The sequence below is a fragment of the Vogesella sp. EB genome, from assembly GCF_001037925.1.
Lineage (GTDB): Bacteria > Pseudomonadota > Gammaproteobacteria > Burkholderiales > Chromobacteriaceae > Vogesella > Vogesella indigofera.
Map to the genome: position 1 here is coordinate 1 of NZ_LFDT01000010.1, position 12,230 is coordinate 12,230.

8 protein-coding genes and 1 pseudogene are annotated in these 12,230 nt (G+C 61.8%); 2 read left to right on the top strand and 7 right to left on the bottom strand.

Features of this window, described 5'->3' with window-relative positions; translation table 11 throughout:
• Positions 1 to 353, bottom strand: a pseudogene (locus ACG97_RS07810) (hypothetical protein); the annotation flags it as partial.
• Positions 354 to 442: 89 nt separating this feature from the next.
• Between ACG97_RS07810 and cadR the strand changes: the two are divergent.
• A complete protein-coding gene (gene cadR, locus ACG97_RS07815; protein ID WP_047966796.1) occupies positions 443 to 895 on the top strand; it encodes a Cd(II)/Pb(II)-responsive transcriptional regulator in 453 nt (150 codons plus the stop codon).
• Between the two features lie 993 nt (positions 896 to 1,888).
• Entirely contained in the window at positions 1,889 to 2,779 is an 891-nt protein-coding gene (locus ACG97_RS07820; protein WP_047966797.1) for a LysR family transcriptional regulator, read from the top strand.
• Positions 2,780 to 2,934: 155 nt separating this feature from the next.
• On the opposite strand, the gene sucD is transcribed toward ACG97_RS07820, so the two are convergent.
• The 6 genes from sucD to gltA form a co-directional block, all read right to left on the bottom strand.
• A complete protein-coding gene (gene sucD / locus ACG97_RS07825; RefSeq protein WP_047966798.1) occupies positions 2,935 to 3,819 on the bottom strand; it encodes a succinate--CoA ligase subunit alpha in 885 nt (294 codons plus the stop codon).
• A gap of 27 nt (positions 3,820 to 3,846) precedes the next feature.
• Complete coding sequence (sucC, locus tag ACG97_RS07830; RefSeq protein ID WP_047966799.1) at positions 3,847 to 5,016, bottom strand: ADP-forming succinate--CoA ligase subunit beta; 1,170 nt, start codon at positions 5,014 to 5,016, stop codon at positions 3,847 to 3,849.
• Positions 5,017 to 5,131: 115 nt separating this feature from the next.
• Positions 5,132 to 6,565 (bottom strand): dihydrolipoyl dehydrogenase, encoded by a 1,434-nt coding sequence (gene lpdA, locus ACG97_RS07835; RefSeq protein ID WP_047966800.1) that lies wholly within the window; start codon positions 6,563 to 6,565, stop codon positions 5,132 to 5,134.
• A gap of 81 nt (positions 6,566 to 6,646) precedes the next feature.
• Positions 6,647 to 7,858, bottom strand: coding sequence for a 2-oxoglutarate dehydrogenase complex dihydrolipoyllysine-residue succinyltransferase (odhB, locus tag ACG97_RS07840; RefSeq protein WP_047966801.1), 1,212 nt, complete (start codon positions 7,856 to 7,858; stop codon positions 6,647 to 6,649).
• 50 nt (positions 7,859 to 7,908) lie between these two features.
• On the bottom strand, positions 7,909 to 10,737 hold the full coding sequence (locus tag ACG97_RS07845; protein WP_047966802.1) for a 2-oxoglutarate dehydrogenase E1 component: 2,829 nt from the start codon (positions 10,735 to 10,737) through the stop codon (positions 7,909 to 7,911).
• Positions 10,738 to 10,894: 157 nt separating this feature from the next.
• On the bottom strand, positions 10,895 to 12,184 hold the full coding sequence (gene gltA / locus ACG97_RS07850) for a citrate synthase (protein WP_047966803.1): 1,290 nt from the start codon (positions 12,182 to 12,184) through the stop codon (positions 10,895 to 10,897).
• Between the last annotated feature and the right edge of the window lie 46 nt (positions 12,185 to 12,230).

Consider the following 12,230-nt stretch of genomic DNA (forward strand, 5'->3'; position numbering starts at 1 on the left):
GGGGCGGCACTCGCGTGCAGCGTGGCGGGCATGCCGATCGCCGACAGCGCCACCAGCACCTCGGTCTCGACCACGCCGTCGTGGTGCAGCGTCACCGTGCGCTCGATGTAGTTGAAGGACAGGTCGTTGACACCGGCCAGCGGGCGCAGCACCTTGGCGATCAGCTGGCCCTCGGTGGGGCAATCCATCGCCGGGATCGCCAGCTGCAGGCGGGCGCTGGCGGCGTTGGCCGGCGGCGGGGTCTCGGCGTGGGCGGCATGATCGTGGCCGCTGTGGTCATGGCCGTGGTGTTCCGGCGTGGCGCAGGATGCGGCCGCGCCGGCGGCGGGCTGGTGCTTGCAACAAGAGGACATGGCGGACTCCCGCAAATTTCATTCGTGTATTGCACACCCTGTAGCTACTATAGGGTCAAGCACGAATTAATGATGGCGGGAGCAGGCTGATGCAAATCGGGGAATTGGCCAGACAGACTGGCTGCGAGGTGGAAACCATCCGCTACTACGAGCGCGAGGGACTGCTGCCGGCACCGGCGCGCAGCGCCAGCGGTTATCGCCGCTACGAGCCGGGCCATGTCGAGCAGCTCAACTTCATCCGCCACTGCCGTTCGCTGGGCATGTCGCTGGCCGACATCCGCCAGCTGGCCGACTACCACCAGCATCCGGCACCGGAGCCCTGCGACCGTGTCAATGCGCTGATCGACGACCAGATCCGCCGCGTGCACAGCCAGATCGAGACGCTGCAGCAGCTGGAGCAGCAGTTGCTGGCCTTGCGCGGGCGCTGCCACAGCCCGCACACGCTGGCCGATTGCGGCATCCTGAAAACGCTGGAAGACGCCTCCAGCGGCGAGCCGTGCGCCTGCCATCCGACGGCGACGGACAAAAAAATAGCCGGCTAAGAAGCCGGCCTAACAACGCTCGTAAGGGGAATCCAAGGAATAAACCTCGTACACAATCCCCGGATGTACGAGGCATCAGTCAATTCTGATTCAGCACTCGGCTGATGCCTTTCAGCGGTATCGCTACCACCGATCACAACCTGTCACTGGCGGCGCGAGTCGGGAGGAGAATCCGTTCTGCAGCCTGGGTGCCAGCGTCGGTTGTCGTTACGAGCCACAACACAACACAGAGAGTGATTGCAGTATAAGCAGGCCCTAGACATTCCGGAAATGAATTAAAATTATCAAAATCATTCCAATATGGAATCAACCAACGGTGGGCAAAAAAATAGCCGGCTAAGTAGCCGGCCTAACATGCTCGTAAGGGGAATCCAAGGAATAAACCTCGTACACAATCCCCGGATGTACGAGGCATCAGTCAATTCTGATTCAGCACTCGGCTGATGCCTTTCAGCGGTATCGCTACCACCGATCACAACCTGTCACTGGCGGCGCGAGTCGGGAGGAGAATCCGTTCTGCAGCCTGGGTGCCAGCGTCGGTTGTCGTTACGAGCCACAACACAACACAGAGAGTGATTGCAGTATAAGCAGGCGCTAGGCATTCCGGAAATGAATTAAAATTATCAAAATCATTCCAATATGGAATTAATCAACGGCGGGCAAAAAAATAGCCGGCTAAGTAGCCGGCCTAACATGCTCGTAAGGGGAATCCAAGGAATAAACCTCGTACACAATCCCCGGATGTACGAGGCATCAGTCAATTCTGATTCAGCACTCGGCTGATGCCTTTCAGCGGTATCGCTACCACCGATCACAACCTGTCACTGGCGGCGCGAGTCGGGAGGAGAATCCGTTCTGCAGCCTGGGTGCCAGCGGCTGGTTGTCGTTACGAGCCACAACACAACACAGAGAGTGATTGCAGTATAGGTAGCCGCCGTTCATTCTGGAAATGAATTAAAATTATCAAATCAATTCCATTAAGGCATAGTCAAGATGGACATCAAGGCGCTGCGTTACTTTACCGAGCTGGTGCGCCAGCAGAACTTTACCCGCGCCGCCGAGGCGCTGTTTGTCACCCAGCCCACCATCAGCAAGATGGTGAAACAGCTGGAGGACGAGATCGGCAGCCCGCTGCTGATCCGCGAAGGCAAGAGCTTCCACCTCACCGACGCCGGCCGCGTGGTCTACCAGCGCGGCCAGGACGTGCTGGCGGCACAGCTGCGCCTCAACAGCCAGCTGGCGGAACTGGCGGAGCTGGCGCGCGGCGAGCTGGTGGTCGGCCTGCCGCCGATGACCGGCGGTGCCTTTTTCGCGCCGGTGGTCGGCGCCTTCCGCGACCGCTATCCCAATGTCGAGCTGAAGATGGTGGAAGACGGCGCCCGCGCCATCGAAAGCAGCGTGCGCAACGGCCTGCTGGAAATCGGCGCCGCGGTGCTGCCGGTGGACAACAGCGTGTTCGAAAGCCTGAGCCTGGTGCGCGACCGGCTGTGCCTGATCGCCCCCACCGGCAGCCCGTGGCACGGCATGAGCAGCGTCACCCTGCTCGACATCGCCGACCGGCCGCTGGTGTTCTATCCGGAGGACTTCTCGCTCAGCGCGCGCATCACCGACGCCTTCCGCCTGCTCGGCAAGAGCGTGCACATCGCCGGGCGCAGTGCGCACTGGGACTTCATCGCCGCGATGGTGGAAGCGCGGCTCGGCATCGCGCTGCTGCCGGAAGTGGTCGCCAGTCACCTGGAGCCGCACCGCTTCGACGTGGTGCCGGTCGACGAGGAGCGCATCATGTGGCACATCGGCCTGATCTGGAAGAAGGACAGCTACCTGTCGCACGCCGCCCGCGCCTGGATCACGCTGACCCGCGAAATCCTGCTGCCGGGACACTGAGCAGCGCACTGCAGCAGGTGCACGGACCGCACAAGGTTGGCCGCAGACGTTGCGGCCAACCTTGCGGTCATAACTCTGCCACACCACTTCCGTCACACAATGAAAAACGCCACCGCGAACGGTGGCGTTGTGCTTGGATCAGGCAGTCTTGCGACTTAGATCATGCCCTTGCTTTTCAGCAGTTCGAACATGGTCTTGCCGATTTCGGCCGGGCTGCGAGTGTAGGCGATGCCAGCCTGCTCGAAAGCCTTGAACTTCTCTTCGGCAGTACCCTTGCCGCCGGAGATGATGGCGCCAGCGTGGCCCATGCGCTTGCCTTTCGGGGCAGTCACACCGGCGATGTAACCAACAACCGGCTTGGTCACGTACTGCTTGGCGAATTCGGCCGCTTCTTCTTCTGCGGAGCCGCCGATTTCACCGATCATCACGATAGCGTCGGTATCCGGATCGTCCTGGAACAGTTTCAGCGCATCGATGTGGCTGGTGCCCGGGATCGGGTCGCCGCCGATACCGATGCAGGTCGACTGGCCCAGACCCAACGCGGTGGTTTGTGCCACGGCTTCGTAGGTCAGGGTGCCGGAACGGGACACGATACCGATGCGGCCCGGGTTGTGGATGTGCCACGGCATGATGCCGATCTTGCACTCACCCGGGGTGATGATACCTGGGCAGTTAGGGCCGATCAGGCGGATGCCGGCTTCGTCGACGGCTTTCTTCACGTACAGCATGTCCAGGGTAGGCACGCCTTCGGTGATGCACACGATCAGCTTCACGCCGGAATCGATGGCTTCCAGGATGGAATCCTTGGCGAAAGCTGCCGGTACGTAGATTACCGAGGCATCGGCCTGGGTCTGGCGTACAGCGTCCTTCATGGTGTTGAACACCGGCAGGCCCAGATGCTCGGAACCGCCCTTGCCCGGGGTCACGCCACCGACAACCTTGGTGCCGACTTTCAGCGCCTGTTCGGCGTGGAAAGTACCGTTCTTGCCGGTGAAGCCTTGCACCAGCACTTTCGTATCTTTGTTTACCAATACGCTCATTTTGAAATCCTTATGCGGTGCAGGTGATTAAAGCGCGGCAACGGCAGCAACGATCTTCTCGGCTGCGTCGTTCAGGCCCTGGGCGGATACCAGCTTCAGGCCGGAGTCGTCCAGAATCTTGGCGCCCAGTTCAGCGTTGTTGCCTTCCAGGCGCACAACGACAGGAACGGTCACGTTCACTTCTTTGACAGCAGCGATAATCGCTTCGGCGATCATGTCGCAACGAACGATACCGCCGAAGATGTTGATCAGCACGCCCTTGACCGAGGTATCGGCCAGGATCAGCTTGAACGCTTCGATCACGCGCTCTTTGGTGGCGCCGCCGCCTACGTCCAGGAAGTTGGCCGGCTGGCCGCCTTTCAGCTTGATGATGTCCATGGTGGCCATCGCCAGACCGGCGCCGTTCACCATGCAGCCGATGTTGCCTTCCAGTGCCACGTAGTTCAGGTCGAACTCGGAAGCTTTCACTTCGCGCTCGTTTTCCTGCGACTTGTCGCGCTGGGCCAGCAGCTCAGGGTGACGGTACAGGGCGTTGGAGTCGAGGTTGATCTTGCCGTCGACGCAGGCCAGTTCGCCGTTTTCACGCAGCGCCAGCGGGTTCACTTCGAACAGTGCGAAATCGTTGGACACGAACGCGTCGTAAGCGCCCAGCATCAGCTTGGTGAATTCACCGATCTGCTTGCCGGACAGGCCCAGGGCGAACGCGCAATCGCGTGCCTGGAACGGCTGCATGCCGACCAGCGGATCCACTTCCACCTTGATGATTTTTTCCGGGGTTTCTTCCGCTACTTTTTCGATTTCCACGCCGCCTTCGGTGGAAACCATGAACACCACGCGCTGGGAGCCACGGTCAACCACGGCGCCCAGGTACAGTTCGCGCTGTACCGGGTACATGTCTTCGCATACCAGTACGCTGTGAACTGGCTGGCCAGCGGCGTCAGTCTGGTAGGTCACCAGATTGGTACCGATCAGGCTCTTGGCAACTTCAGCGGCTTCTTCGCGGCTTTTCACCACTTTTACGCCACCGGCCTTGCCACGGCCACCGGCGTGGACCTGGGCCTTAACAACGGCAAATTTGCCGCCCAGAGTGTCGTAAGCAGCAGCAGCTTCTTCTGGCGAGTTCGCCAGAATGCCCTTTTGCACCGGCAAGCCGTATTTGGCCAGCAGCTCTTTCGCTTGGTATTCGTGCAGGTTCATTGAGTTTCCTTTCGGGTGGATAGTTGGCAGGCCTTGCGGCCAACCTTGCTATGCCTGTGATTCTGCGATTGTACCGCCCGCGGCGCGGGCGGTCTTGTTTAATCGTGTAGCGTGCTTAGCCGTGCAGTGCGCGCTTGTCGGCAGCCAGCGCCGCCTCGTGCACCACTTCCGACAGGCTTGGATGGGCGTGGACAATGCGCGCCAGGTCTTCGCTGGCGGCCTTGAACTCCATCGACACCACACCTTCGGTGACCAGCTCGGACACCATCGGTCCGATCATGTGCAGGCCGAGGATGCGGTCGGTCTTGGCGCAGGCCAAGAGCTTGACGGTGCCCTGTGCCTGACCCAGGCCCAGCGCGCGACCGTTGGCGGCAAAGCCGGAGGTGCCCTTCTTGTACTCGATGCCTTCGGCCTTGAGCTGCTCTTCGGTCTTGCCGACCCAGGCGATTTCCGGCGAGGTGTAGATCACCCACGGAATCACGCCGAAATCGACGTGCGGCTTCTGGCCGGCGATACGCTCGGCCACGGCCACGCCCTCTTCCGACGCCTTGTGCGCCAGCATCGGGCCACGCACCACGTCGCCAATCGCCCACACGTTCGGCAGGTTGGTGAGGCAGTGATCATCGACCACCACGAAACCGCGCTCGTCCAGCTGCAGGCCGACGGTTTCGGCGCCGAGACCGGCAGTGTGCGGCAGGCGGCCGATGGACACGATCAGCTTGTCGAACTCGGCCTTCACGGTTTCGCCGTTCAGCTCGTAGTTCACGGTCACGCCGTTATCGCCCTTGACGATCTCGCCGATCTTCACGCCCAGCTTGATGTCGAGGCCGGTATCCTTGGTCAGCGTCTTGAACGCTTCCTTGGCGATCTGCTGGTCGGCAGCGGCGAGGAAGGTCGGCATCGCTTCGAGGATGGTGACGTCGGCGCCGAGGCGCTTCCATACCGAACCCATTTCCAGGCCGATCACGCCGGCACCGATCACGCCCAGGCGGGCCGGCACTTCTGCCAGCGCCAGTGCGCCTTCGTTGTCCAGCACGATCTGGTTGTCGGTCGGCAGGCCCGGCAGCTGACGCGGGCTGGAGCCGGTGGCCACGATCACGTGAGTGGCTTCCAGGGTGTCGACCACGGCACCGTTGTCGGTCACTTCAATGACCCACTTCTCGCCCTGGCGGCCCTTGAGGCTACCCAGACCGTGCACGTTGGCAACCTTGTTCTTCTTGAACAGGAAGGCGATGCCACCGGCGTTCTTGGTGATGATGTCGTTCTTGCGCGCCAGCATCTTGGCCACGTCCATCTGGGCGCCGTCGACGCTGATGCCGTGCTTCTGGAAGTCGTGCTGTACCGCGTGGAAGTTTTCCGACGACTGCAGCAGTGCCTTGGACGGAATGCAACCGACGTTCAGGCAGGTACCACCCAGCGAAGGCTTGCCTTCCGGGTTCTTGGTGGCGTCCACGCAAGCGGTGCTGAAACCCAGCTGGGCAGCACGGATGGCAGCGACGTAGCCGCCTGGGCCACCGCCGATTACCACCACGTCAAACTGTTGACTCATGATTGTTCCTTGTATTCATTGCGGCCAACCCCTCAAGGTTGGCCGCAACCGGGAAAGCGGGACCAGCCGTCCCGGACAGGCTTACAGGTCGAGGATCAGGCGGGCCGGATCTTCGATCGCATCCTTGATCGCCACCAGCGACAGCACCGCTTCGCGGCCGTCGATGATGCGGTGGTCGTAGGACTGTGCCAAGTACATCATCGGGCGCACCACGACCTGGCCGTTTTCCACTACCGCACGCTCCTTGGTGGCGTGCATGCCGAGGATGGCGGACTGTGGCGGGTTGATGATCGGGGTCGACATCATCGAGCCGAAAGTACCGCCGTTGGAGATGGTGTAGGTACCGCCGGTCAGCTCTTCCACGGTCAGCTTGCCTTCCTGCGCACGCTTGCCGAATTCGGCGATCTGCTTCTCGATGTCGGCCAGCGACAGCTGGTCGGCGTTGCGGATCACCGGTACCACCAGGCCACGCGGGCTGCCAACGGCGACGCCGATGTCGAAGTAGCCGTGGTAGATGATGTCGTTGCCGTCAACCGAGGCGTTCACGATCGGGAATTTCTTCAGCGCGGCTACAGCGGCCTTGACGAAGAAGCCCATGAAGCCCAGCTTCACGCCGTGCTCTTTCTCGAACTTGTCCTTGTACTTGGCGCGCAGGTCCATCAGCGGCTTCATGTTCACTTCGTTGAAAGTGGTCAGAATCGCGTTGGTCTGCTGCGATTGCAGCAGGCGCTCGGCCACGCGCTGGCGCAGGCGGGACATCGCCACGCGCTGCTCCGGACGACCGGAGGCATCGGCAGCAACCGGTGGCAGCGGTGCCAGCGGCTTGGCAGCGGCAGGTGCCGGTTTGGCGGCAGCAGCGGCCACGTCTTCTTTCAGGATGCGACCGTCACGACCGGAGCCGGCCACGCCGGCCAGGTCCACGCCGCTTTCGGCAGCCAGCTTGGCAGCCGACGGCATCGCCGCGCCGCCAGGCGCTGCAGCCTGTACCGGTGCCGCGGCAACCGGGGCCGGGGCAGCGGCTGCTGCGGCCGGGGCGCTATCGCCGGCGGTAGCCGCGGTGTCGATGCGGGCGATCAGCTGACCGGAAACCACGGTCGCGCCATCCTGCTCGATGATTTCGACGATCACGCCGGCCAGCGGTGCCGGCAGTTCCAGCACGACCTTGTCGGTCTCCAGATCGATCAGGTTTTCGTCACGGGCAACCGCCTGACCGACACGCTTGTGCCAGGACATCAGGGTGGCTTCGGAAACCGATTCCGGCAACTGCGGCACTTTCACTTCGATAATGGCCATGTTCTTCTCCGTTTTGGGGCGGCTGGCAGCCGCCCTTTGTTCTACAGGTGTTATTTGTTAACCGACATGGCTTCTTCGATGAAGCCCTTCAGTTGCGCAACGTGCTTGCTCATGTAACCCACGGCCGGCGATGCCGACGACGGACGACCGGCAAACAGCAGGGTCTGCTTGGCGCCCAGCAGCGCCTCCAGACGGTGGCGGATCTGGTACCAGGCACCCTGGTTGCGTGGCTCTTCCTGCACCCACATGATTTCCTTCACGTGGGAGAAGCGTGCCAGCTCGGCCTGCAGCTGTTCGGTCGGGAACGGATACAGCTGCTCGACGCGGATGATCGCCACTTCGCTGTCCAGCTCGCGCTCCTTGCGGCCGTTGACCAGATCGTAGTAGACCTGGCCGGAACACAGGATCACGCGCTTCACTGCCTTGGCATCGCTGATGCCGGCATCGCCGATCACCGGACGGAAGCTGTGGGAAGTGAAGTCTTCCAGCGGGCTCATCGCATCCTTGTAGCGCAGCAGGCGCTTGGACAGGAAGATCACCAGCGGCTTGCGGAACGGACGCAGTACCTGGCGGCGCAGCACGTGGAACATCTGGCTGGCTTCGGACGGCATCACGATCTGCATGTTGTGCTCGGCACACAGCTGCAGCCAGCGTTCCAGACGCGCGGAGGAGTGCTCCGGGCCCTGGCCATCGTAGCCGTGCGGCAGGATGGTGGTCAGGCCGCACAGACGGCCCCACTTGGTTTCGCCGGAGGAGATGAACTGGTCGATCGCAACCTGGGCACCGTTGGCGAAGTCGCCGAACTGGGCTTCCCAGATCACCAGCTGGTCCGGTGCAGAGCAGGCGTAGCCGTACTCGTAAGCGAGGACCGCTTCTTCGTTCAGGATCGAGTCGATCACCAGGAAATCGGCCTGGTTGTCCGACATGTTGCGCAGCGGCACGTAGGTGCCCTGGTCCCAACGCTCGCGGTTCTGGTCGTGCACTACGGCATGACGGTGCGAGAAGGTACCGCGGCCGGAGTCTTCACCGGAGATGCGCACGCCGTAACCGTTGGTTACCAGCGAGGCGTAAGCCAGCGTTTCGGCCATGCCCCAGTCGATCGCCTGCTCGCCGGCAGCCATCGCGCGACGGGCATCCTGCACGCGCTTCACGGTCGGGTGCAGCTTGTAGTTTTCCGGCACCGAGGTGAACTTCTCGGCCAGACGCTGGATGTCGGCGTGCGGCAGCGAGGTGTCGGTTGGGTGTGCCCAGTGGGTGCCCTGGTACTGCGACCAGTCCAGCGCGTGTTCGCGGCGGTAGTTGGACAGCACGGTCTGCTCGACGTGTTCGCCCTTGTCCAGCGCATCGCGGTAGGCCTGGATGAAGTTGTCGGCCTCGGCGGCGGTCAGCACGCCTTCGCCCACCAGACGCTCGGCGTACATCGCGCGCACGCCGCCGTGCTTGGCGATCTTCTTGTACATCATCGGCTGGGTCAGGAACGGGTCGTCGCCCTCGTTGTGGCCCAGTTTGCGGTAGCAGACGAGGTCGATGACCACGTCCTTGTTGAACTTCATGCGGAAGTCCAGCGCTGCCTGCATCACGTAGCACACCGCTTCCGGATCGTCGCCGTTGACGTGGAAGATCGGCGCTTCGATCATTTTCGCCACGTCGGTACAGTACAGCGTGGAACGCATGTCGCGGGTATCGGAGGTGGTGAAGCCGACCTGGTTGTTGATCACGATGTGCAGCGTGCCGCCGGTACCGTAACCGCGCGTTTGCGACAGGTTGAAGGTGCCCTGGTTGACGCCGAGACCGGCAAAGGCGGAGTCACCGTGGATCAGCACCGGTACCGCAGCCTTGCGCTCGCTGTCCTTGCGGCGATCCTGACGCGCGCGCACCGAACCCTCGACCACCGGGTTGACGATTTCCAGGTGCGACGGGTTGAACGCCAGCGACACGTGCATCGGGCCGTTGGCGGTCGGGATGTCGGAGGAGAAGCCCATGTGGTACTTCACGTCGCCGGAAGCCAGCTCCTGCGCCGCCTTGCCTTCGAACTCGGCGAACAGGTCGCGCGGCTGCTTGCCCAGGGTGTTGACCAGCACGTTCAGGCGGCCACGGTGGGCCATGCCGATGATCAGCTCTTCCACACCCACCGAGGTGGCGTTCTGGATCAGGTGGTCCAGCGCGGCGATGGCGGATTCGCCACCTTCCAGCGAGAAACGCTTCTGGCCGACGTACTTGGTGTGCAGGTAGCGTTCCAGCGTTTCGGCAGCGGTGATCTGCTTGAAAATGCGCTTTTTCTTGTCGGCGTTGTAGTGCGGGGTCGACAGGTCACCCTCGAAGCGCTTCTGTACCCAGTGCTTTTCTTCGGAGTTGGTGATGTGCATGTACTCGACGCCGATATTGCCGCAGTAGGTCTGCTTCAGACGGGCAATGATCTCGGACAGCGGCAGCTTTTGCGGCGCCACCAGCGAGCCGACGTTGAAGTGTACCGCCATGTCGGCATCAGTCAGGCCGTGGGTGGCGTGATCCAGCTCGCGCAGCGTTGCCTGGTCCATGCGCTTCAGCGGGTCGAGGTTGGCCTGGCGCGAACCCAGTACGCGGTAGGCCGAGATCAGCTTCAGCACCGCCACCTGTTTCTGCATCGACTCCCAGTCGGTAGCGGCGCTGCTGCGCTGTGCCACCGGCGGGCGCTTGGCCAGCTGGATGAAGGATTCCTGGATCGGCTGGTGAGCGACATCACGGTCGGCAGCACCAGGCGCGGTAGAAAGCTTGTCGAAGTAGTCCCGCCACTCCGGCGAAACGACTGTCGGATCAGCGAGGTACTGCTCGTAGAGATCCTCGATGAACGGTGCATTCCCACCAAACAGGTAGGAATGACTGTACATGGATTGCATCATTATTCGACCCTTTTGTCTGCGTTGCTGCTTTGCAAAAACCGTTTTGACAAAGAGAGTGGGCGCTTGACACCCCCGCTCCCTTTGACAGAACGCTCTGCCCTGCCCCAGCGGGCAGAAAAAGGTTGGCCGCAAGCGTGCGGCCAACCTTGTCTACTGCTTAGCGGTTGCCTTCGTCGATGAAGTCACGACGCGGAGCACCGGTGTACAGCTGGCGCGGACGGCCGATCTTCATCGCCGGATCGGCGATCATTTCGGTCCAGTGCGAGATCCAGCCCACGGTACGTGCCAGCGCGAAGATCGGCGTGAACATCGATACCGGAATACCGATCGCGGACAGCACGATGCCGGAGTAGAAGTCGACGTTCGGGTACAGCTTGCGCTCGATGAAGTACGGATCGGACAGCGCGATCTTTTCCAGTTCCATCGCCAGCTTGAACTTCGGATCGTTCTGCAGGCCCAGCTCGGTCAGCACTTCGTCGCAGGTCTTCTTCATGATGGCGGCGCGCGGGTCCATGTTCTTGTACACGCGGTGGCCGAAGCCCATCAGTTTGTAGCGCTTGTCCTTCACGCCCTGCATGAATTCGGCCACGTTGTCCACGGAGCCGATTTCGTCCAGCATCTTCAGTACCGCCTCGTTGGCGCCGCCGTGCGACGGGCCCCACAGGCAGGCGATACCGGCGGCGATACATGCGAACGGGTTGGCACCGGAGGAGCCGGCCAGACGCACGGTGGAGGTGGACGCGTTCTGCTCGTGGTCGGCGTGCAGGGTGAAGATACGGTCCAGCGCGCGCGCGGTCACCGCATTCACCTTGTACTCTTCGCACGGGGTGGAGAACATCATGTGCAGGAAGTTCTCGGCGTAGGTCAGACCGTTCTTCGGATAGGAGAACGGCAGGCCCTTGTTGTAGCGATAGGCCTGTGCGGCAATGTTCGGCAGCTTGGCGATCAGGCGGTGCGCGGAGATGCGACGATGTTCGGAGTTATTGATGTCCAGCGAGTCGTGATAGAACGCGGACAGCGCGCCGACCACACCCACCATCACGGCCATCGGGTGCGCATCGCGGCGGAAACCCTTGTAGAAGCTGATGATCTGGTCGTGCAGCATGTTGTGGCGCATCACGCCACGTTCGAACTCGGCACGTTGCGCCGCGGTCGGCAGTTCGCCGTTCAGCAGCAGGTAGCAGACTTCGAGGTAGTCGCTCTTTTCGGCCAGTTGTTCGATCGGGTAACCGCGGTAGTACAGCTGACCGATATCACCGTCGATAAAGGTGATGGCGGATTCGCAGCTGGCGGTAGCCAGGAAACCCGGGTCAAAGGTGAACATGCCGGTCTTGGAGAAGGCGCGGATATCAACGACGTCCGGTCCCAGGGTACCCTTCAGCACCGGCATTTCCAGCGTGTCTTTGCCGTCGTTGTAGGTGAGCGTCACTTTACGATTGTTTTCCACAGCAATACTCCCAGTCTAATTTGTGGTCGTTGTAATAATTGTTTGC